Source organism: Ferrovibrio sp. (assembly GCF_046297895.1).
Taxonomy (GTDB): Bacteria; Pseudomonadota; Alphaproteobacteria; order Ferrovibrionales; family Ferrovibrionaceae; genus Ferrovibrio.
The window spans coordinates 323,461-345,136 of record NZ_JBKBHC010000001.1 but is presented as its reverse complement, the minus strand read 5'-3'; the positions used below and the strand labels follow the sequence as shown (position 1 = coordinate 345,136).

Below are 21,676 nucleotides of genomic sequence, written 5' to 3'. Positions count from 1 at the left end.
GGCGGGGCGGCATGCTGTTCGGGCGCTTCCTCCCTGGCGCTGCGCCTGTCCTGAATGGCGAACACCTTTATCTTCGTGCGCCCGAGATCAATGACTACGAAGCCTGGGCCACTCTGCGCGCGGTCAGCCGAGAGCATCTGCAGCCCTGGGAGCCAACCTGGGCGGAAGACTCCCTGAGCCGGGACGGGTTTCGCCGCCGGCTTGCCTGGTTCGAACGCTTGCGCCGCCAGGAGCATGGCGAGGCGTATTTCATTCTTCTGCGCCGCAGCGACAGCCTGCTTGGCGGCATCACGCTATCCAATATCCGCCGCGGCGCCTCCCAATGCGGCGAACTGGGCTACTGGATCGGCAAACCGCATGCCGGCCAGGGCTACATGACCGAAGCCCTTGCGGTCATGGTGCAGCATTGTTTCGGGGCACTGAAGCTGCACCGCCTGGAGGCGGCCTGCCTGCCGGAAAACCAGCCCAGCCGGCAGCTGCTGGCCCGGGCCGGATTCCGCAGCGAGGGTACCCTGCGCGAATATCTGAAGATCGACGGGGCGTGGCGCGATCATGTGCTTTATGCCCGGCTGGCCAGCGACCGGGGCGCTGGTTAACCATATATCGTCGTATACAACTTTATTTTGATTGCGACTTTCGTCTAGGCTCATCCCACAGGGAGGCTGGGAAAACCGGCCCAGGGGATGAAAACGATGACGACTACAATGAACCGCCGCGCTGTCGGCGTTGCCTCGGCTTTATTCGCGCTGCTTATGATCCAGGCGTCCGGAACGGCCCGTGCCGCCGATCCTGGTGTGCTTCCAGATCGAATCGTGTTCGGTCAGGCCGCGGCCATCGAAGGACCGGCCTCTGCACTCGGGACAGGCATGCGGGACGGCATCCTGGCCGCTTTTGCCGAAGCCAATGCGGCCGGCGGCGTAAAGGGACGAAAGCTGCAACTCGTGGTGCGCGACGACGGCTATGAGCCTGCCAAGTCAGCGGCCGCCACGCGGGCATTGCTGGCCGAGGACAAGGTGTTTGCCCTTATCGGCCCTGTCGGCACGCCCACGGCCGCTGCGGCGTTGCCCCTGGCCGCCGCCGAGAACGTGCCTTTTATCGGGCCCTATACCGGTGTGGAGTTCCTGCGCAATCCCTATAAGCCGAATGTGGTCAACCTTCGTGCCTCCTATTTCCAGGAAACCGAGGAGATGATCGAACGCCTAACCAAGGATCTGGGGCATACCCGTGTCGCGATCCTGTATCAGAACGATGCCTTCGGGCGTGCCGGCCTGGCCGGCGTTGAGCGTGCACTGAAGAAACGCAACATGGAGCTCGCTGGATTCGCCACCTTCGAGCGGAACACCACGGCGGTAAAGCGGGCCCTGATCGAGTTGCGAAAGGTGCAGCCGCAGGCGGTTATCATCATCGGCCCCTATGCGCCAGCCGGCGAGTTCATTCGCGTTGCCAAAAAGATCAACCTGAATGCCGTCTACGTGAATATCTCGTTCGTCGGATCCGATGCCCTGGCCGACAGCCTGGGGCCGGACGGGGCCGGCGTAGTCGTCACCCAGGTAGTGCCATTTCCACGCGACACATCAATTCAGGCGGTGGATCGCTACCAGAAGGCGTTGCGCGAGCATGTGCCCAATGCCTTCGCGGGTTTCATATCACTCGAGGGCTATCTCGTCGGTCGCATGACGATCATGGCACTGGAGCGTATCGAAGGCGAACCGACCCGTGCAGCCCTGCTCAGGGCGTTGCAGCAGGGCGATTATGATCTCGGCGGCATAAAGCTGACCTTTGGACCGAATGACAATCAGGGTTCCGATCAGGTCTTCCTTACGGTCATCGACCGAGAAGGTCGTTTCCGCGCCGCAACCGCATTGAAGTAATCGGAATCAGAAGGATCAGACGCCATGGCAAGCATTGACATGATTCCGGCCGGCAACCTTCACAATCGGCCCGCGCCTTCGGCGCAGACCGTGCATCGCTTCGGCATCCGGCGCAAAATTTACCTGGCTTTCGGCGCGATTGCCGCGATGACCATCATATCGACGATCATAGCCGAACTGTTCTTTACCCAAATTAATTCCGCGCTGGAGAAGGTGGCCGACGAAAGCCTGCCGGCGGTGATCATATCCCTCGAATTATCGGCGCAGAGCGCCCAGCTTGCTGCGACGGCGCCGGCGTTGGCGAATGCTGCTACTGAAGCTGATCGCATCGAGCAGGCGAATTATACCAGGCAACTGGGCGAAACCATCCAGGCCGGCCTGGATTCCATGCGCCGCAGCAACAGTGCTGCCGAAGTCGCCAAACTGGAAGGAGCCGTCGAAAAACTCAATCAGCAGATCACCATGATCAGCGTGAATACGGCGCGGCGCCTGCAGATCGAGGCACAGCGTGCGGAGCTGGGGCGCAGGATCACGGCTACCGGCGACAGTTTCATCGCCGCGACTTCGAAGCTGTCAGACGATACGGCTTTCAATATCGTCACCGCGCTCGAGAATGTGGGCAAGGGCGGCCGCAGCCTGGAGGATACTGCGGCCGACATGAAGGCGCTGGCGGAATTCGAATTTGCCATGGTCGATGGCCTGTCGGAGCTGGCAGCCGGCATCAGTCAGGCGGCCAGCCTGCTGGAATCGGCCGGCAATGCTCCTTCGCTGCCGGCTCTGAACGGCCTGCGCGACCGTTTCGAAGGCGCTGTGACTCGCATGCAGCAGTCGTTGAAGAAGGTCCTCGATGCCTATAACGACGAAAGCATAAAACAGCCTGTGGATGCCATGATCGCGCTGGGGCGCGGTGACGGCGGCATGTTCAGTCTGCGGCAGCAGGAACTGGACGCCAATGCCAGTACGACAAAAGCCTTGGTCGATGCGCGCGCAGCGGCGACGGTTCTGGTCGAGGAGACCCGCAGATTCGTCGCAACGGCCAATGATGGCGCCAGTGAGGCAGCGCAGAGCGCCTTCTCCACCGTGCGGATAGGTATCGTTGTGCTGAGTATCCTGGCAATCGCAAGCATCATTGCCGCCATTGCCGTGGCTTGGCTGTATGTTGGCCGCAAGGTAATTGCCAACATGGTTGATCTGACTGGTGTGATGGCCCGATTGGCCAATCGCGACTGGACTGCCGAGGTACCTGATCGCGATCGGGCGGACGAAATCGGCGATATGGCTCGTGCAGTGCAAGTATTCAAGGAGAATGGTCAGGAGAACGAGCGCCTGCAACGCGAAGTCGAGCAGGGTCGTGCAGTATTCGAGCGCGAACGGCAAGCACAAGAAGATCTTGTCGATCGCTCGGTCGGAATGATCGTCTCGGCCGCAGCGGCTGGTGATCTGCAACAGCGCATCGATGTTGATCCGCTGAAAGGCGTAATGCGCAAGCTGGGCGATGGCGTCAATACGCTTCTCGATTCCTTTGCCAGTACGATCAGTGCTGTCAATCGTGTTCTGGACGGCATGGCACATGGCGATCTCAGCCGCCGGGTGGAAGGCTCGTATCAGGGTGTATTTGCCGAACTGCAGGAGAATACGAACAAGAGCGCCGAGCAGCTTGGAGAGGTGGTGCGCCGCATTGCCGATACGGCCCGCACGGTACGGGATGCCGCCGGCGAGATTTCATCCGGGTCGACCGACTTGGCCAGCCGCACCGAGCAGCAGGCCGCCAGCCTGGAAGAGACAGCCGCCTCGATGCATGAGATCACCGCGACGGTGAAGCAGAACGCCGACAATGCCCAGGCCGCCAGCCAACTGGCGACGGCGGCGCGAAACACCGCCAATACTGGGGGCAAGGTGGTGGAGGATGCGGTTGCGGCGATGGGCGGGATCGAGAGCAGTTCGCAGAAGATCGTCGATATCGTGGGGCTGATCGACGAGATCGCCTTCCAGACCAATCTGCTGGCGCTGAACGCGTCGGTCGAAGCCGCCCGTGCGGGCGAGGCCGGCAAGGGTTTTGCGGTGGTAGCGCAGGAGGTACGAGCGCTGGCACAGCGTAGCGCAAACGCCAGCAAGGAAATCAAGGATCTGATCCAGGCGTCCAATTCCGAGGTGCGGCGCGGCGCCGAGCTGGTCAATCGCGCTGGCGGCGTGCTGACCGAGATCGTCACTTCGGTGAAAAAGGTGGCCGACATCATTTCGGAAATTGCCTCTGCCAGCCGCGAACAGGCTACCGGCCTGGACGAGGTGAACACGGCAGTGGCGAATATGGACGAAATGACCCAGCGCAACGGCGCCCTGGTCGAGCAGACGACGGCCTCGGCGCAGGCAATGGCAGCGCAGGCCGATCAGCTGAACGAGCTCGTCGCCTATTTCAGGCTGTAGACAGCAGGTTCAGGCGTGACCGGATACGCTGGCGAGCTTGGCCACATCAATGCCGATCTTGCGGACCGCACGATCCCATAGCGAGTCCAGGTTGGGGTCAAAAAGCAGGTCGAAATCCGCCGGTGCGGCCAACCAGGCGTTTTCGTGAATTTCGGCATCGAGTTGGCCGGCACCCCAGCCGGCATAACCGAGCGCGAATAGGCTGTGCTGCGGGCCATTGCCTGCGGCTATGGCGCGGAGGACGTCCAACGTGGCGGTCAGGCCTATCCCCATATCCTCGTCGATCTTCACGCTGCCTTGGCGCATGTAGTCGGTGGAATGCAGGACGAAGCCGCGGCCGGTTTCCACCGGGCCACCCTGGCGCACAATGATGTCGTTCTCGGCCGTCGATTCGATGCCGAGCTGGCTGAGCAGGTTGGGAAAGGTCAGGCCGGGATAGGGTTTGTTGATCACCAGTCCCATGGCGCCCTCGGCATTGTGGGAGCACATATAGATGACGGTGCGAGCGAAGCGGGGATCGCCCATGCTCGGCATGGCGATCAGCAACTGCCGCTCAAGATAGCCGGATATCGCCTTGCTTTCGCTCATGATCATGCGCCTGCTCCGGTTTCACTCGAATGTTACCCCAGTCCTTCCGCTTGTCCATATATGGGCTGCTCAAGACCCTTGCAATCTGCGGGCCAGTCCGCAGATTTACGGCATGACCCAAATCCTGCCCGCTTGCTACGTCATCAAGGCGCTGGCTCTGTCTCTGATTCTGCTGGTATTTCCGGCGGGGTATGCTCTGGCCCAGGGTATTCAATTGCCCCATGCCCCGGTTCGCGCCACCCTGATCCCGGGCGGCGGCAACGAGATCGGCCTGCAGGTCCGGCTGGGCCCCGGCTGGAAATTCTACTGGCGTACCCCGGGTGAGGGCGGCGTACCGGCACAGTTCGACTGGAGCGGCTCGCAGAACCTGGCGAACGCCGAGGTTGCCTGGCCCGCGCCGCGCCGCATCGCCATCGGTCAGGTCGAACTATATGGCTATACCGACGAGGTGGTGCTGCCAATCCGGCTGCTGCCTGCAAAACCCGACGAGGCGGTCCACGTACATCTCACGCTCGATTATGGCGTATGCAAGGATATCTGCATCCTGCGTACCGATCGATTGCAGCACAAGGCTGGGGGCAAGCCGGCGCCCGCCGATCTGGATCTGTTGGCGAAATGGCAGGCGCGGGTGCCGCAGCCGGCGATGGCAGCCGGATTGCAACTTAAGGCGATCAAACGGTTGCCCGACGCCCTGATCGTCACGTTGCAGAGCCGCGCCCCGCTGGTCGCTCCGGACCTGTTCGTCGAGGCCGGAACGGACAGTTGGTTTGGCCGACCCGATGTGTGGCTGAGCGCCGATGGGCGCGAGGCGAAATTCAGGCTTGCGGCCTCCGCGACCGACAGCGTGAGCCAGCCCCTGCGGCTGACGCTGGTCGATCCAGCTCTTGCAGCCGAGATGGTGCTGAAACCCTGAAGGGACCATGTGACGGCCGGCCTCTGTTTGGGACTTGTTTCCCGACCCGCATCGGCCCATTTTATCTCAGCCGTTTTTGCGGCGTTGGACCTTCCGCTAACAACAGACGATAACGAGGAAACCATGACCATCAAGGTTGGCGACCGCATTCCCGAAGCCACGCTGTATGTGATGTCCGATCAGGGCCCGCAGGCCGTGAAGGCGAGCGAATTCTTCTCGGGCAAAAAAGTGGCGCTGTTCGCCCTGCCGGGTGCTTTCACTCCCACCTGTTCGGCCAAGCATCTGCCGGGCTTCATCGAGAAATACGACGACCTGAAGAAGAAGGGCGTGGATACCATCGCCTGCCTCTCGGTGAACGATGCCTTCGTGATGGGTGCCTGGGGCAAGGCACAGAATACCGGCGACAAGGTGGTGATGCTGGCCGACGGCTCCGGCGAACTGACCAAGGCTATTGGCATGGAATTCGACCTGACCGCCCGCGGCCTCGGAGTGCGGTCGCAGCGTTATTCGATGCTGGTGGATAACGGGGTGGTCAAGCAGCTAAATCTGGAAAAGCCGGGTGCCTTCGAGGTGTCGGACGCCAATACGCTGCTCGGTCAGATCTGATCTGCAACGATTGCGCCAAGGCCGGTCCGGCTTGCCGGACCGGCCTTTTCATTTTACGGGTTTGCCCGCTATCTCCGTCGCGGCTGCACGCGCCAGCACATCGACGCGCTCATTCTCGACATGGCCGTCATGGCCGCGCACCCAGTGCCAGTCCACCTGGTGCGGTGCCATGGCGGATTCCAGCCGCTGCCACAGGTCCACGTTTTTCACAGGTTTGCGGTCAGCAGTCTTCCAGCCGCGCGCCTTCCAGCTACGCAGCCACTTGGTGACCCCGTCAATGACATAGCGGCTGTCGGCATAGAGTGCGACGTGGCAGGGGCGCTTCAGCGCCTCCAGCCCCATGATCGCGGCCATCATCTCCATGCGATTATTGGTTGTGGGCGCCTCGGCACCGCTCAGTTCTTTTTCACTGCCGTTGAAACGCAGCAAAGCGGCCCAGCCACCGGGACCGGGGTTTCCCAGGCAGGCGCCATCGGTGAAAATCTCCACCGTTTCCAACGTCATGCGGTCAGCGCTCGATGCCATAGGCCGAGGCACCCAGCACCTGACGGTGGAATTTCAGCTTCTTCCAGTATTCCAGCGGGTCTTTCGGCTTGACCAGCGCGCCCGGCACCTGGTTCAGCCAGTCATACAGTCGTGTCAACAGGAAGCGCAGGGCCGCGCCGCGGGCAAATAGCGGCAGGCTGTGTACCTCGCCGTCCGTCAATGGCCGCACGCTCTCGTAGCCGCTGAGAAAAGTTTTGGCTTTGGTGACATTGAAGGCGCCGTCGCTCTCGAAGCACCAGGCATTCAGGCAGATCGCGATCTCGTAGGCGAAATAGTCGTTGCAGGCGAAATAGAAGTCGATGAAACCGCTGAAACGCTCAGCCAGAAAAAACACATTATCGGGGAACAGGTCGGCATGGATCACGCCATGCGGAAGCGGACGGTCGCCAGCCCGGCCTGGTGCATCGGGCCATGCAGCCTTCAGACCATCGAATTCGCGCAGGATTTCCCGCGCCAATCCCGATTGGACGCTGTCTGCGCCGGCCTGGCAGTCCGCCACCAGCCTGGCCCAGCCATCGACGCTCAGGGCATTGATGCGTTGCATCGGGAAATCCCGACCCGCCAGGTGCAGCCTTGCGGTTGCCGCGCCCAGCTCCTGGCAATGGCGGGCATTGGGTTTGCGCGGCCAGACGCCCTTTAGGAAGCTGATAATGGCGCAGGGGCGCCCTGCCACCTCGTTCAGCGTATTGCCCTCGCGGTCATGGATCGCGATCGGACAGGCCAGGCCCTTGCCGGCCAGATGATTCATAAGCCCTAGGAAATAGGGCAAGTCCGCGCGGTTTACCCGGCGCTCGTACAGCGTCAGGATGTATGTGTCTTTTTCAGTGACCAGCAGATAGTTGGAATTCTCGACGCCTTCGGCAATGCCCTTGCAGGATATCGCAGCGCCAATGTCGTAGCGGGCAAGAAGGGCGGCGAGTTGCTCGTCGTCGATTTCGGTATAGACGGCCATGGCGTGGTCAGGTGACCGGGGTTTCGAGGGTGGCGGGTAGCTTGAATTGCACGGATTCTGTGGCGGTTTCGATTTCACGCATGGTCACGTCGAAACGCTGGCGGAAGGCGTCGATCACTTCCTCGACCAGTACTTCCGGCGCGCTGGCGCCGGCAGTAATGCCCACGCTACGGATGCCGTCCAGCGCGGCCCAGTCAATATCGGCGGCACGCTGCACGAGATGAGCCTGTTTGCAGCCCGCCCGCCTGGCTACCTCCACAAGCCGCAAGGAATTGGAGGAATTGGGCGCGCCGATCACCAGCACGGCATCGCTGTCGCGCGCGATTGCCTTCACGGCAGCCTGGCGGTTGGTGGTGGCGTAGCAGATGTCTTCCTTCTTTGGCCCTTCGATCTGTGGGAAACGTCGGCGCAGGGCGGCGATGATCTCGGCAGTATCATCCACCGAAAGAGTCGTCTGGGTGATGTAGGCCAGCGGCTCACCCGGCGTGACGGCGAGGCCATCCACGTCGGCCACGGTTTCGATCAGCAGCACGGCGCCGGCCGGTAACTGGCCCATGGTCCCGATCACTTCCGGATGGCCGGCATGGCCGATCAGCACGATGCGGCGACCCTCGCGGTGATGGCGCTCGGCCTCCCGATGCACCTTGCTCACCAGCGGGCAGGTGGCATCGAGGTAGGAGAGGGCGCGAGCCTGGGCATCCGCAGGGACCGATTTCGGCACGCCATGGGCCGAGAAGACGACATGGGCGCCGGGCGGCACTTCGTCGAGTTCGTCGACGAAGACGGCCCCTTTGGCGGCAAGGCTGTCGACCACGAAGCGGTTATGTACGATCTCATGACGGACATAGACCGGCCCGCCGAACCGCTCCAGCGCCCGTTCCACGATCTGGATGGCCCGATCCACGCCGGCACAGAACCCGCGGGGAGCGGCCAGCACAAGGGTTATCGGGGGGCGGGCAGTGGAGGTCATGACGATCGGGCCTTAAAATCAGCCTTTGCAGATCAACGGGTTGCGACCAGGTCGGGCAGGCCAGTCGCTTGTCTGGGGCGGCCCCCTCTTCTATACAGGAGGGGCCCTGAAACTGCCGGGCAAGCTAGTACACTCGTCGCGCGAAGGGAAGGCTGCCATCACTGGCCGGCCATTGCCCCGAGCGGGCACGCTGATCGGTGAGCGCCGCATATGACACTGCGTTTTTCCCGCCTGTCCACATTGTCCGTTCCGGCTCTGCTGATTGCGGCCAGCCTGTTGGCGGCCTGCGGCTCTAAGAAGCCCAATCTGCCGCCCTGCCCCCGCGTCGGCATCCTGGGGGATGCACAGAAGGCAACTCAATTCCGCGACGGACCCGGCCGCGATCTCACCGACGTGACCTTCGAGACAGAATTGCTCGATTACAACGGCGAATGCCGGTACGAAGACAAGCAGGCCGCCGTGGTGGTCACATTCGTGCTGCAGGTTGCCGCCACACGCGGCCCCGCCGCGACGTCGGCCGAGGCGCAGGTGCCGTATTTCATTGCTATTGTCGACAAGCAGCAGAACGTGCTGTCGCGCGAGCGCTTTGTTGCCCGCATACCGTTCCGCGATGGCCGCCGCCGCTTGGCTGTTGCCGAGGAGCTGGAGCAGCGCATTCCACTGGCCGGCCGCCGCACGAGCGAGATCGAGATCCTGATCGGCCTGGAAATGCCGCGCGACCAGTTGGAACGAAACCGTCAGCAGCGCGGCTTCTGACCGGCACTTCCTCATGGAACGATTGCGCCGTCCTTTGCCTGGCCTGACGGTGGCGGTCACCGTCGCGCTGGCGGTTGGTTTCATCGCCGATCATTACGGCGGCCCGCCTTTCCTGCTCGCGTTATTGCTTGGCATGGCATTCAATTTCCTCAGCGCCGACGCCCGCGTGCGTCCGGGCATCGATCTGGCAGCGCGCAGCGTGCTGCGCATCGGCGTGGCGCTATTAGGTATCCGCATCACATTCGACCGCATTGCCGATCTTGGCCCGGTGCCTGTCTTGCTGGCGATCTGCGGTGTGACGGTGGCCTTGGGCAGCGGCCTGCTGCTGGCCCGGCTGGCCGGCCGCTCTGCCGCCGAGGGCGTGTTGTCCGGCGGTGCAGTCGGCATCTGCGGCGCTTCGGCCGCGATGGCGATCTCGGCCGCCCTGCCACGTTCGCCGCAATCCGAACGCCTGACCCTGCTGACCGTGATCGGCGTGACGGCGCTCTCCACCCTCGCGATGATCGTCTATCCGCTGCTGGCCAAGACGCTCGGGCTGGATGAAATCGCGGCAGGCATACTCTTCGGCGCCACCATCCATGATGTTGCCCAGGTGCTGGGCGCCGGTCTGACCGTGTCGCCCCAGGCCGGCGATGTGGCCACCTTCGTCAAACTGGTGCGGGTGGCCTGCCTGCTGCCGGTCGTGGTGATGATCGGCTGGGCCTTCCGCGCCGCTGGTGAAGGCAAGGCAGCGCAAACCCAGCCGTTGCTGCCGTTTTTCCTGATCGGGTTCGTGGCGCTGGTCGTGCTGGGCAGCGTGGTGAACCTGCCGGTAGTGGTGGTGAATGGCGTTTCGGAAATATCGCGCTGGTGCCTGCTGGTGGCGATCTCGGCGCTGGGCGTGAAGACCTCGTTTGCCGAACTCTTCGCCCTGGGCTGGAAGCCGCTGGCGCTGATCCTGGCCGAGACGGTGATCCTGCTCGGCTTCGTCCTTCTGGGCCTGCTGATCCTGCTCTAGGTACGGCCTTTCGCCCAATCCTCGGCCCAGGTGTTCAGCGCCAGCAGGGTGGGCATCAGGGCCCGCGCCGAAGCGGTCAGGGCATAGCCTTCGCCATCATGATCCACCAGCGCGCCCTGGCGCAGGTCCTTCAGCCGCTGCTGCAGCACGCTGGGCGAGATGTCGTCGCAGGCGGCCTGCAATGCCCGGAAGGTCAGGGGAGCATCCCGCAATTCCCACAGCACGCGCAGGCTCCAGCGCCGGCCCAGCAGGTCCAGCACGGCCATGATCGGGCGGCCGGTGGTGGAACCGCGGACGGAGCGACGGGGCGAAGCAGGCATGCGGACCTCGCACGGGGCTTGCGCTACGAATTTCGCAGCGTTATGTTGCTACTGAATTCGTAGCATATTGGAGAAGCTTCCGCCATGCCCCGCCTCAATCCCCTGGCCCCGCCGTATTCCCCCGAGGCCGCCGCCGCCCTGGCCCGGATGCCGGCCGATATCGCCCTGTTCCGCACGGTGGCCCATAATCCGCGCGTGCTGACGCGCTGGAAGGAGGGTGGGCTGCTTGACAGGGGTTCGGTCACCCTGCGGCAGCGCGAACTGGTGATCCTGCGCACCACGGCCCTGCTGAAGGCGGAATATGAATGGGGCGTGCATGTCGCTTTCTTCGCCGCCAAGGCAGGTTTCACACCGGCCGAAATCGCAGCTACGGTGCACGGTCAGGCCAGCAACTGGCAGGCCGAGGAAGCCATATTGATCCGACTGGTGGGGGCGCTGGTGCACAATGCTAGCATCGACGATGTCCTGTGGCGCGAAGCGAGCGCTTATTTCGATGCCGCGCAGATGGTGGAGATCATTTCGCTGGTGGGTTTTTACCACATGGTCTCGTTCATGGTGAACGCAACCAGCGTGGCGAGGGAACCCGGCACTCCGGCTTTTCCGACACGAGACGAGGCGGCTGCGGCTCAGTAGGCGAGCGCACAGCCGTCCTTGCGTGGATCCGAACCGGCCTGCAGCACGCCATTGGCGCGGTCGATCATGATGGCCTGGCCGCCGCCATGGGGCATTTCAGCCATCTTGATCTCATGCCCCAGCGCGGCGAGGCCTTTGAGTACGTCCTCACGGATGCCGCGTTCGGCCTCGAAACGGTTCATCTGATAAAAACCGCGGGCACAGTCGATCGCTTCCTGCACATTCATGCCGAAATCCAGGATATTGGTTAGGACGTGCGACTGGCCGACCGGCTGGAAGCCACCCCCCATCACGCCGAAGCACAGCCAGGGCTTGCCATCCTTCATCGCCATGGCCGGGATGATGGTGTGCAGCGGCCGCTTGTGCGGGGCCACGCAGTTGGGATGCGCCGGATCGACGCGGAAGCCGGTACCACGATTCTGCAGCAGCACGCCGGTTTTCGGGCTGCTCAGGCCTGTGCCGTAGGGCCAGAACAGCGAGTTGATGAAGGAACAGGCATTACCCTTCTCGTCCACCACGCTGATATAGACGGTATCGCGATAGGTGGTGCCGCCGGCCGGGCTCAGCACCGGCATCGCCTTCTTCAGGTCGATGCGGCTGCGCAATTCGTCGGCAAAGGCGGGCGACAGGATTTTCTCGACCGGCACGTCTGCGAAGGCCGGATCGGCGACATACGCATCACGCACCTGGAAGGCGAGCCGCGTGGCTTCCGCCTCGATGTGGAAACGCTCAATGCCCACCGGATCATATTTGCTCAAGTCGAAGCCGCTCAGGATATTCAGCATCAGCAGGGTGGTGATGCCCACGCCATTGGGCGGGATTTCCAGCAGTTCGACACCGCGATAACTGGTGCTGATCGGATCGACCCAGAAGGCCTCCTGGGTGGCGAAATCCTCCAGCGTATGGGTGCCGCCCAGGCTCCGCAGGTATTCCACCATGTCCTCGGCGACCCAGCCGGTGTAGAAGCCGTCGCGGCCCCTGGCCGCAATCTCCCGGAAGACTTTGGCATGCTCGGGCTGGCGGAATATCTCACCGGCCCTGGGTGGGCGGCCGTCCTTCAGCCACATGCGCGCCGTATTGGCATCGGCCTTTAGTTTGGCCTCGTTGCGGCCCCAGTCTGTGGCGACGCGCTCGGTGACGGGAAAGCCCTCTTCGGCGTGGCGGATGGCGGGCTGCAGCAATTCTGCCAGTGGCATGCTGCCGAAACGGGCGTTCAGTTTGCTCCAGGCATCTACAGCGCCGGGAATAGTGACGGCATGCACCGAAGTCAGGTCGATCTGCTTGATGCCCTGCTTCAGCAGATGATCGGCGCTCAGGCCCCGCGGCGCACGGCCGGAACCGTTCAGGCCATAGACCTTCCCGCCGGCACGCAGGTCGGTGCCGGCCGGCGCATAGAGCACGAAATTGTCACCGCCGATGCCGGTCGAACCCGGCTCGACCACGCATTGCACGGCACAAGCGGCGATGGCCGCATCGGTCGTGTTGCCGCCGTGGCGCAGGATTTCGATGGCGGCCTGTGTCGCGAGCGTGTGCGAGGTGGCGGCGGCGCCGTGGCGGCCCATCACGACGGAACGGCCGGGCAGTTGCAGATCGCGCATGTGAAATCCTGGCTGCTGAATCAAGACGGTGCTGCGCAGACTACACCAGCTTGTTTGGGGCGCGACAGACTTCCGCGTTCAGATATCGTCGCGTCGCGCACGCTGCTTGGCAAACGCATCGGCCGCCCGCGCTTCTTCGCGTTCGCGGCTGCGCAATTGGTACAATTGGTCCCGTCCGGCCTCGTATTGTTTCGGCCACGCCACGCCACGGTAGTCATAATCGGCAGCGGCATGCAGGGTGAAGTAAGGATCTGCCAGGTGGGGCCGGGCCAGAGCGCAGAGGTCGGCGCGGCCCGAGGCCACGATGGTGTTGACCTGGTCGGCGGTAGTGATCGCACCAACGGCGATGGTGGCGATGCCGGCTTCCTGGCGGACCGCATCGGAGAACGGAGTCTGGAACATACGGCCATACTGCGGTCTGGCCTCGGTTGAGGTCTGGCCGGCCGAGACGTCGACCAGATCGCAGCCATGGGCCTTCAGCATCTTCGCGATCGCTATGGAGTCCTCGATGCTCAGGCCGCGCTCGGGCACCCAGTCGACGGCCGATATGCGCACTGACATCGGTCTTTCCTGCGGCCAGACAGCGCGCATGGCATCAAACACCTCAAGCGGAAAACGCATCCGGTTCTCGAGGCTGCCGCCATATTCATCCGTGCGCGTGTTGCTCAGGGGTGAAATGAAATTCGAGAACAGATAGCCATGCGCCATGTGCAGTTCGATCAGGTCGAAGCCGGCATCGGTGGCAAGTTTTGTCGACTGCACGAAGTCGTCGCGCACGCGATCCATGTCGGTGCGGGTCATGGCTTTCGGCACCGGTCCGTCGGGCAGGTACGGGATGGCCGAGGCCGATAGGATCGGCCAGGCCTGATCGGGTGGCAAAGGCCGGTCGTAGCCGCCGGCCCAGGGCAGGCAGGTGGCGCCCTTGCGGCCGGCATGGGCCAGCTGGATGCCGATTTTGCTCCGGCTGTAGCCGTGGACGAAATCGGTGATGCGCCTCCAGGCCTTTGCCTGTTCAGCATTCCACAAGCCGGTGCAGCCTGGAGTGATCCGGGCCTCGGGTGCGATATCGGTCATCTCGGTCAGGATCAGGCCGGCACCGCCGATGGCGCGGCTGCCTAGATGGACCAGCGTCCAGTCATTTGGCACACCGTCGGTAGCCGAATACTGGCACATGGGCGACACCACCACGCGGTTTTCCAGTGTCATGCCGCGCAGGCGGAAGGGCGTGAACATGGGTGGAGGCGGGCTGGCCCCGGCAGGCAGGGTGGTGCCGGCCTGGCGGGCGGCTTTCTCGGCAAACCAGCGGTCGATCTGGGCGATGAAGCCGGGATCGCGCAGGCGCAGATTGTCATAGGTCACGCGCTTGGATCGCGATAGCAGGCTGAGGGCCAACTGGATCGGCTCGAAGTCGCGATAACGATCAGTCTGTTCGAACCATTCCAGCGAAACCTGGGCGGCATGCTGCAGGATCGACACTTCCGTCAGGCGGGCATCCTCGAAGGCTTTCAGCGCACTTGGCAGGTCCGGGTGGCCGGCATTCAGGGCGCGGTTCAGCGCAATGGCATCTTCCATCGCCAGTTTGGTGCCCGAGCCGATCGAGAAATGTGCCGTGTGCACAGCATCGCCAATGAGCACGACATTGTCATGGACCCAGCGCTCGCATTTGATGGTCGGGAAGGTGCGCCAGATGGAGCGGTTGCTCAGCAGCCGGTGACCCTTGAGGTGTGCGGCAAAGAGGGTCTCGCAATAGGCGATGGTATCGGCTTCACTGGCTGTATCGAGGCCCGCGCGGCGCCATGTTTCTTCGGTGGTTTCGACAATGAAGGTCGAAAGGCCTTCCTCAAAACGATAGGCATGCACCTGGAACAAGCCGTGCTGGTTGGCCTCGAAAATGAAGGTAAACGTATCAAGCGGCAAAGTTGTGCCTAGCCAGACAAACTTGTTGCGCCGCCAGTCCATGCTCGGGCGAAACCGGTCCTTCCAGGTTTCGCGAACCTGGCTGTTGATGCCATCGGCGCCGACCAGCAGGTCGCAATTGCGCCGCAGGGTCTCGAAATCATGCTGCTCGGTGCCAAATACGAGCTGGATGCCTTCTGCGGCGCAGCGGGCCTGCAGGATCTGCAGCAGGCGTTTGCGCGACAGGCCACAGAAACCATGACCACCCGAACGGATCGTTTCGCCCCCGGCCACCACGTCGATTTCGGTCCAGTAGGCGAAATTCTGCCGGATCGCCCCATAGGTGTTGGCATCCTCGGCCAGGAACTGGTTCAGCGTTTCATCAGAGAAGACCACCCCGAATCCGAACGTATCGTCCGGCTGGTTGCGCTCGTAGATGGTGATCTCGTGGCGCGTGTCTGCCTTTTTCATGAGCAGGGCGAGATAAAGTCCGGCCGGCCCGCCGCCAATGATCGTGACACGCATGGTTTTCCCCTGTCTGACAGACGGCGCAGGTGGGCGGCCGCCAGCAAGATATTTTATATTTAAAATATATTCCGGCAAGCTGGATTGGCGGGCCGGCCGAATTCAGGCTCAGCGCGCCTTGTGGGCCGTGGCTCCAAAACCGACCAGGGCGAGGCCTAGGGCAATCTTCGCCAGTGCCGGTGCCGGAATCGGTACAAAGCTGAGGTAGCGATAGCGGGCCAGCTCGGCCATGGCCATGCAGAAGGTTGCCAGCAGCAGCCAGCGGCCTGGCACCGGTCGGTAGCGGAGACCGGTCAGGGCCGCCAGCAACAGGACACCCAGCACGATCATCGGGAGGGGCAATATTCCTATAGGTAGTCGATCTGCCGCTACGGCAATCAGAACGGCCAGTCCGATACCGGTAAACAGGGTCAGGCGTTTGCTGCCCGGGGGAATGACCAGACTGAAGACGCCGCCCAGCGCCAGGGCGACCAGGCCAAGGCTGAGGGCCAGATATCGCAAATCGCCTTCCAGTCCGGTAAAGGCTGACCAGCCCAGGGCACTAGTGAATTCGGCGCCAGCGACGGCTGTGAACAGGAGCACCCCGACGCCCCAGAACAGGGCGGCGGGAAGGGGGCTGCGGCTGATCAGGATGAGGCCGGCTATGCCGCCCGTGAGGCAGGCGGCTTGGGCGATCAGGGTGATATCAGGCATGGCTGTACTATGCCCGGCCACCGCGCGCTTCGGCAAGCCGAGCAATGGTCCGGGCAATGGCCTTCCGGGGATGATGACCATCCCCCGAAAATCCCCCTGCGGTGAGACTTTCTGCGGGGTTGACGCATGCCTGGGGCGGGGCTATAACCCCCGCCTCGATTTGCGCCGCAAGGCAGTTCAACCATCGGAAATCACAAGCTATGGCTCAACACAAGTCCGCGGAGAAGCGCGCCCGCCAGACCAAGAAGCGTACGGCCGTCAACCGTGCGCGGCGCAGCAAGGTTCGCACCGCCGTCAAGAAGCTCGAAACCGCAATCGCCAGCGGCGACAAGGCTGTCGCCGTCGCCGCTCTGAAGGAAGCCCAGCCTGCGCTCGACAAGGGCGTGACCAAGGGCGCGGTGAAGTCGCGTACCGCCTCGCGCAAGCTGTCGCGTCTGAACGCCCGCGTCAAAGCTATGGCTTGATCGGCTGCCGCGCGGCAGCCCGCGCAGCAAAGATAGGTATCGGTTCAAAACATCGCCCGCCTGGTGACAGCGGGCGATGTTTTTTTATGCGACTGCGAAAGGCTTCATCGTCGATCTGCCGCGTTCGCGGACGTTTTCATCAAGGCGATTAGTCCGTGCGTTATACGCCCACAGCGTCAAAACGCCGGGGCAAGTTCCAATTCTGCAACAAGGAAAATTTTTTTCAGTGAGTCTTGATCTGTCCGCTTGCGTGGCCCCGGCGATTTCCCTTTAATGCCCTTGCTGCCGCGCGACGAAGAAGCCTGAAGCTGGCTCGTGAAGCGCTAGAAAGTGCTCCGCGATGCAAGGCGGACGGTCTTCGAAACCCGGTGGCACGCGTGACGGACAAGATAGATTTTTTAAACAATAAACGTGGCGCGAGGTTGGGGATGTTGGCTTCGGTGATGGCGGGGGATGAAGACTATGCTGGTGATGTCACGACTACCGAAGCCTGGAACCAGCTTGCGAGCGATCCTGACGCCCAACTGATAGACGTCCGAACCCAACCGGAGTGGAGCTTCGTCGGCACGCCTGATATCGGCAAGCTTGGCAAGCGCCCCATGTTCGTATCCTGGCAAGTGTATCCTGAAATGAGCGTCAATCCGCGTTTTGCCGATGAGTTGCGTGCCCATGGCGTTCGGCCGGGGCAGGCCCTGTTCTTTCTGTGCCGCTCCGGTGCGCGGTCTCGGGCCGCAGCAAAAGCAATGACGGCCGCGGGTTTCTCCCCCTGCTACAATGTTTCCGGCGGTTTCGAGGGCGACCTCGATGCCGAGAAGCACCGCGGACGATTGGGCGGCTGGAAAGCTGCTGGTCTCAGCTGGATTCAGAGCTGAGGTCGGTTATGGCGAAGTCATCCCATCCGCAGCCGCAGTCTGTCTCCATGCCCGCCGAACAGCCGGCCGACGGTGTACCCACTGTTCCGAATGGCGAACCGCTGGACGTCCAATGGCAGCGCGTGCGTGCCCGCCTGCGGGTTTCGTTCGGGGATGCCGCATTCAATTCTTGGCTCAAGCCGCTGGCGTTGGCCGACGAGGGCCTTGCCGATGACGGCGATGTTCATCTGGCCGTACCGACCCGTTTCATGCGGGACTGGGTCGCCAATCACTACAGCGAGCGCCTGCGTGAAATCTGGCGGTTGGAAAACGCCGCCGTGCGACGCGTGGTGATCCATGTGCGCCCAACTGGTGCCCTGCAGGCGCCGCAGGGCAAACCGGTCATGCCTGTGGGCGATCATCAGCCTGTTGCGACCTCTGTCGCTCGCCCGTCCGTTCCCCGCGTGCCGTCGACCCTGCCGGCTCTGCAGGTGCGCGACATGGACGATATAGAGCGCGAATTGTCCGCCCCGCTCGATCCGCGCTTCACCTTCGACAGCTTCATCACTGGCAAGTCCAACGAACTCGCTCGTGCGGCCGCATTACGCGTGGCTGAGAGCCCGACCGTGACCTACAACCCGCTGTTTCTCTATGGCGGTGTGGGCCTGGGCAAGACCCATCTGATGCATGCCATCGGCTGGCATATCCGCCAACGCTTCCCCGAGCGCCGGGTGGTCTATCTCTCGGCCGAGAAGTTCATGTACCAGTTCATCCGTGCCCTGCGTTTCAAGGATACGATGGCCTTCAAGGAGCAGTTCCGCTCAGTCGACGTACTGATGATCGACGACATCCAGTTCATCGCCGGCAAGGAAAGCACCCAGGAAGAGTTCTTCCACACCTTCAACGCGCTGTGCGACCAGAACCGCCAGATCATCGTATCGGGCGACCGATCGCCGTCCGACCTGGAAGGTATCGAGGAACGCATGCGCTCGCGTCTGGGCTGGGGCCTGGTTGCCGATATCCACCCAACCGATTTTGAGCTCCGCCTCTCTATCCTGCAGGCCAAGGCTGAGAAGAACGGTCTGACCAACATTCCGCAGGATGTGCTGGAATTCCTCGCTCGCCGCATCACGTCGAATGTACGCGAACTGGAAGGCGCGCTGAACCGTATCTCGGCCTATGCCAGCCTGGTCGGCAAGCCGGTCACCGTCACCTCGGCGCAGGAGGTGCTGCAGGATTTGCTGCGCGCCAACGACCGCAAGGTGACGATCGAGGAAATCCAGAAGCGTGTCGCCGAGCATTACTCGATCCGTTTCGCCGACATGCACTCGCCCCGTCGCGCGCGCGCCGTGGCGCGGCCCCGCCAGGTGGCGATGTACCTGGCCAAACAACTCACCTCGCGCAGCTTGCCCGAAATCGGGCGCAAATTCGGCGGTCGCGACCACACCACGGTGATGCATGCCGTGCGTAAGATCGAGGAGTTGCGGGAGATCGATGCCGCATTTGCGGAAGACATCGATTTGCTGCGCCGCAAACTGGAAAGCTGATTTTTAACAAATATTGTTTAATATCAATTACTTATTTGCAATCAGAGGCCGCCGTAAGGCGGCCTCTTCGCATATGCAAAAACGCTGTGGAACAGGGCCAAATCCCTCGCGTACAAAAGGGGGGTTTGGTATAGTCCTCGGACTCGGCAAAGCCTTGCCGGAACAACAAAAACATCACCGGTTTTCCAGCCATGAAACTCACCATCGAGCGTGCCGTCCTGCTCACCGCCCTGAGCCACGTCCAGAGCGTGGTCGAGCGCCGCAACACGATCCCGATCCTGTCCAATGTGCTGCTGGAAGCTGAGGGCGATCGCCTGGCGCTCACCGCCACCGACCTCGACATCGCCGTGGTCGAGAAGCTGCCCGCCAAGGTGGCGCAGCCCGGCGCCACCACGGTCCCGGCCCACACTTTCTATGACATCGTTCGAAAACTGCCCGAGGGCGCCGAGGTCGAACTGACCTACACGCCGGCTGAGCAGCGTCTCGACCTGCGCGCCGGCCGCTCCAGCTTCAAGCTGAGCTGCCTGCCCAAGGACGACTTCCCGGTGATGGCTGCCGGCGACCTGCCGCACAGCTTCATGCTGCCGGCCGAGCAATTGCGTCGCCTGATCGACAAGACGCGCTTTGCCATCTCCACCGAAGAGACCCGTTATTACCTGAACGGCATCTATGTGCATGCTGCCAGCAGCGCTGGCGTTCCGATGCTGCGCGCCGTGGCCACCGACGGTCATCGCCTGGCTCGCGTCGAGGCGCCGCTGCCGGCCGGCGCCGCCGGCATGCCCGGCGTGATCGTGCCGCGCAAGACGGTGAACGAGCTGCGCAAACTGCTCGAAGGCGGCGCCGCCGAGGCCAAGATCGAGCTGAGCGATACCAAGATACGTTTTGCCTTTGGCGATCTGGTCCTGGTGTCCAAGCTGATCGACGGCGCCTTCCCGGAATACGAACGCGTCATTCCGCGTGACAACGACAAGGTGATGGAAGTCGACAGCAAGGCGTTTGCTGCTGCTGTCGACCGCGTCGCCACCATCTCGACCGAGAAAAGCCGCGCCGTGAAGTTGTCGCTCAAGCCCGATGGTATCGAACTGTCGGCCACCAGCCCGGACCAGGGTTCGGCTTCCGAGCAGCTCACGGCTGCCTATAGCGCGAAACCGATCGAGATCGGTTACAACTCGCGCTATCTGCTGGATATCGCCAGCCAGATCGAGGGTGAGAATGCTCGCTTCCTGCTGGCCGACGCACTGGCGCCCACCGTTGTCCGCGATCCCAGCGACGACGGCGCGCTCTATGTGCTGATGCCGATGCGAGTCTGAGATTGGTGCGCAGCGCAGTTCTGGTTGCGGAACAGTCGTACGAAGGCGCGACAGCAGGCGGCACAGCCGTTCTCTCGCTCAGCCTGCGCGATTTTCGCAATTATGCCGAACTGCATCTGCGCCTGAGCGGTCAGCCAGTGGTGCTGACCGGTCCGAACGGGGCCGGGAAGACCAATATTCTGGAGGCACTCTCCTTCTTCAGTCCCGGTCGTGGCCTGCGCCGCGCCAGATTGTCGGAAGTGAGCCGCGTTTCCGGTCAGCCGCCGCGGCGCTGCTGGGCCGCCCATGCGGAACTTGCCAGCGCCATCGGCCCGGTGGAGATCGGTACCGGGCTGGCGGATGCTGCGGGCGACGAGGAAATGGCGGAGCGCCGTGTCGTGCGGATCAACGGCGAACCGGCGGCCAGCGCCAACGGTTTGGCTGAGTATCTGGATGTGGTGTGGCTGACGCCGCAGATGGATCGGCTGTTCGTCGAAGGCCTGTCGACGCGGCGCCGGTTCATGGACCGTCTGGTTTACGGTCTGGATGGCGGTCATGCCCGCCAGGTGGCGGCTTTTGAGCGGGCGATGCGGGAGCGCAACCGCCTGCTGAAGGTGGGCGGGGCTGACCCGGCCTGGCTGGCGGCGCTGGAAAGCCAGATGGCCGAGCATGGCGTGGCCGTGGCGGCGGCGCGGCGCGAGGCGCTGGGGCGGATCGAGGCCGGCATGGCGCTGGCAACCGGGCCGTTCCCGCGGGCGCGACTGGCGGCTTGTGGCCTGATCGAGGGCTGGCTGGCCGACATGCCGGCGCTGGCGGCGGAAGAGAAGTATCGGGCCAAGCTGGCCGAGCGGCGCGGCATCGACCGCGAGGCCGGCGCAGCCACCGAGGGTCCGCATCGCAGCGACATGGCGGTATGGCATGAAGAGAAGGACCAGCCGGCGGCGCAATGCTCGACCGGCGAGCAGAAAGCGCTGCTGATCGCCATTACGCTGGCCAATGCGCGTCTGATCCGCGCCCGGCGCCAGATAGCGCCGCTGATGCTGCTGGACGAGATTTCAGCGCATCTCGATGCCCGGCGTCGGACGGCGCTGTATGAGGAATTGCTCGCGCTCGGCGGGCAGGTATGGCTGACCGGCACCGATGACGACCTGTTCGCAGGGCTGGCCGGTCAGGCTGAGTTTTTCACGGTGGCTGACGGCGTGGTGACGCCGCGCGCCATTGGAATATGATCGGTTCT

General features: G+C 62.9%; 21 protein-coding genes. 13 read left to right on the top strand and 8 right to left on the bottom strand.

Translation table 11 applies throughout. The features are described 5' to 3' along the window. Positions 1-11 precede the first annotated feature (11 nt). The 3 genes from ACK4FK_RS01670 to ACK4FK_RS01660 all read left to right on the top strand — a co-directional run bounded on the left by ACK4FK_RS01670 (position 12) and on the right by ACK4FK_RS01660 (position 4,295). Entirely contained in the window at positions 12-596 is a 585-nt protein-coding gene (locus ACK4FK_RS01670; protein ID WP_409740199.1) for a GNAT family N-acetyltransferase, read from the top strand. Positions 597-692: 96 nt separating this feature from the next. Then, positions 693-1,871 carry an ABC transporter substrate-binding protein gene (locus ACK4FK_RS01665; RefSeq protein WP_409740196.1) on the top strand — a complete coding sequence of 393 codons (1,179 nt, stop codon included), beginning with the start codon at positions 693-695 and terminating at the stop codon, positions 1,869-1,871. A 24-nt stretch (positions 1,872-1,895) separates the two neighbouring features. Next, the gene (locus tag ACK4FK_RS01660) at positions 1,896-4,295 is read left to right on the top strand and encodes a methyl-accepting chemotaxis protein (RefSeq protein WP_409740193.1); all 2,400 of its coding nucleotides are present in this window, start codon (positions 1,896-1,898) and stop codon (positions 4,293-4,295) included. A 9-nt stretch (positions 4,296-4,304) separates the two neighbouring features. On the opposite strand, the gene ACK4FK_RS01655 is transcribed toward ACK4FK_RS01660, so the two are convergent. Beyond that, positions 4,305-4,883 (bottom strand): YqgE/AlgH family protein, encoded by a 579-nt coding sequence (locus ACK4FK_RS01655; RefSeq protein WP_409740190.1) that lies wholly within the window; start codon positions 4,881-4,883, stop codon positions 4,305-4,307. A 112-nt stretch (positions 4,884-4,995) separates the two neighbouring features. Here ACK4FK_RS01655 and ACK4FK_RS01650 point away from each other — a divergent pair, with 112 nt between their 5' ends. Both ACK4FK_RS01650 and ACK4FK_RS01645 read left to right on the top strand, forming a co-directional pair. After that, positions 4,996-5,796, top strand: coding sequence for a protein-disulfide reductase DsbD domain-containing protein (locus ACK4FK_RS01650; protein ID WP_409740187.1), 801 nt, complete (start codon positions 4,996-4,998; stop codon positions 5,794-5,796). A 123-nt stretch (positions 5,797-5,919) separates the two neighbouring features. Next, positions 5,920-6,402: a peroxiredoxin gene (locus ACK4FK_RS01645; protein ID WP_409740184.1), complete on the top strand. Its 483-nt coding sequence runs from the start codon at positions 5,920-5,922 to the stop codon at positions 6,400-6,402. 48 nt (positions 6,403-6,450) lie between these two features. On the opposite strand, the gene rnhA is transcribed toward ACK4FK_RS01645, so the two are convergent. From rnhA to ispH, 3 genes are read right to left on the bottom strand one after another with little or no spacing between them, the layout of a single operon-like run. Beyond that, positions 6,451-6,906 (bottom strand): ribonuclease HI, encoded by a 456-nt coding sequence (rnhA, locus tag ACK4FK_RS01640; RefSeq protein ID WP_409740181.1) that lies wholly within the window; start codon positions 6,904-6,906, stop codon positions 6,451-6,453. Between the two features lie 4 nt (positions 6,907-6,910). Beyond that, the gene (locus ACK4FK_RS01635; RefSeq protein ID WP_409740178.1) at positions 6,911-7,900 is read right to left on the bottom strand and encodes a homoserine kinase; all 990 of its coding nucleotides are present in this window, start codon (positions 7,898-7,900) and stop codon (positions 6,911-6,913) included. Positions 7,901-7,907: 7 nt separating this feature from the next. Next, positions 7,908-8,870 carry a 4-hydroxy-3-methylbut-2-enyl diphosphate reductase gene (ispH, locus tag ACK4FK_RS01630; protein ID WP_409740175.1) on the bottom strand — a complete coding sequence of 321 codons (963 nt, stop codon included), beginning with the start codon at positions 8,868-8,870 and terminating at the stop codon, positions 7,908-7,910. 210 nt (positions 8,871-9,080) lie between these two features. On the opposite strand from ispH, the gene ACK4FK_RS01625 reads away from it, so the two are divergent. Together ACK4FK_RS01625 and ACK4FK_RS01620 are read left to right on the top strand one after the other, a co-directional pair. Then, complete coding sequence (locus tag ACK4FK_RS01625) at positions 9,081-9,626, top strand: hypothetical protein (protein WP_409740172.1); 546 nt, start codon at positions 9,081-9,083, stop codon at positions 9,624-9,626. A 13-nt stretch (positions 9,627-9,639) separates the two neighbouring features. Next, the gene (locus tag ACK4FK_RS01620; protein ID WP_409740169.1) at positions 9,640-10,623 is read left to right on the top strand and encodes a YeiH family protein; all 984 of its coding nucleotides are present in this window, start codon (positions 9,640-9,642) and stop codon (positions 10,621-10,623) included. Here the strand turns inward: ACK4FK_RS01620 and ACK4FK_RS01615 are convergent. Further along, on the bottom strand, positions 10,620-10,943 hold the full coding sequence (locus ACK4FK_RS01615; RefSeq protein WP_409740166.1) for a winged helix-turn-helix transcriptional regulator: 324 nt from the start codon (positions 10,941-10,943) through the stop codon (positions 10,620-10,622). The genes ACK4FK_RS01620 and ACK4FK_RS01615 overlap by 4 nt on opposite strands. A gap of 84 nt (positions 10,944-11,027) precedes the next feature. Between ACK4FK_RS01615 and ACK4FK_RS01610 the strand changes: the two genes are divergently transcribed. Beyond that, on the top strand, positions 11,028-11,576 hold the full coding sequence (locus ACK4FK_RS01610; RefSeq protein ID WP_409740164.1) for a carboxymuconolactone decarboxylase family protein: 549 nt from the start codon (positions 11,028-11,030) through the stop codon (positions 11,574-11,576). Here ACK4FK_RS01610 and ggt read toward each other — a convergent pair. The 3 genes from ggt to ACK4FK_RS01595 all read right to left on the bottom strand — a co-directional run bounded on the left by ggt (position 11,570) and on the right by ACK4FK_RS01595 (position 16,288). Then, on the bottom strand, positions 11,570-13,174 hold the full coding sequence (ggt, locus tag ACK4FK_RS01605; RefSeq protein WP_409740161.1) for a gamma-glutamyltransferase: 1,605 nt from the start codon (positions 13,172-13,174) through the stop codon (positions 11,570-11,572). The genes ACK4FK_RS01610 and ggt overlap by 7 nt on opposite strands. Positions 13,175-13,252: 78 nt before the next feature. Beyond that, positions 13,253-15,595 (bottom strand): bifunctional salicylyl-CoA 5-hydroxylase/oxidoreductase, encoded by a 2,343-nt coding sequence (locus ACK4FK_RS01600; RefSeq protein ID WP_409740158.1) that lies wholly within the window; start codon positions 15,593-15,595, stop codon positions 13,253-13,255. A gap of 108 nt (positions 15,596-15,703) precedes the next feature. After that, positions 15,704-16,288 (bottom strand): hypothetical protein, encoded by a 585-nt coding sequence (locus ACK4FK_RS01595; RefSeq protein ID WP_409740155.1) that lies wholly within the window; start codon positions 16,286-16,288, stop codon positions 15,704-15,706. Between the two features lie 200 nt (positions 16,289-16,488). Between ACK4FK_RS01595 and rpsT the strand changes: the two genes are divergently transcribed. From rpsT to recF, 5 genes are all read left to right on the top strand, one after another. Further along, positions 16,489-16,752 (top strand): 30S ribosomal protein S20, encoded by a 264-nt coding sequence (gene rpsT, locus ACK4FK_RS01590; RefSeq protein ID WP_409740152.1) that lies wholly within the window; start codon positions 16,489-16,491, stop codon positions 16,750-16,752. Between the two features lie 377 nt (positions 16,753-17,129). After that, entirely contained in the window at positions 17,130-17,624 is a 495-nt protein-coding gene (locus ACK4FK_RS01585) for a rhodanese-like domain-containing protein (protein WP_409740149.1), read from the top strand. A 47-nt stretch (positions 17,625-17,671) separates the two neighbouring features. After that, entirely contained in the window at positions 17,672-19,150 is a 1,479-nt protein-coding gene (gene dnaA, locus ACK4FK_RS01580; protein ID WP_409740649.1) for a chromosomal replication initiator protein DnaA, read from the top strand. Positions 19,151-19,341: 191 nt separating this feature from the next. Beyond that, positions 19,342-20,460: a DNA polymerase III subunit beta gene (dnaN, locus tag ACK4FK_RS01575; RefSeq protein ID WP_409740146.1), complete on the top strand. Its 1,119-nt coding sequence runs from the start codon at positions 19,342-19,344 to the stop codon at positions 20,458-20,460. 5 nt (positions 20,461-20,465) lie between these two features. Further along, entirely contained in the window at positions 20,466-21,668 is a 1,203-nt protein-coding gene (gene recF / locus ACK4FK_RS01570) for a DNA replication/repair protein RecF (protein WP_409740142.1), read from the top strand. The last annotated feature ends 8 nt before the right edge of the window (positions 21,669-21,676 follow it).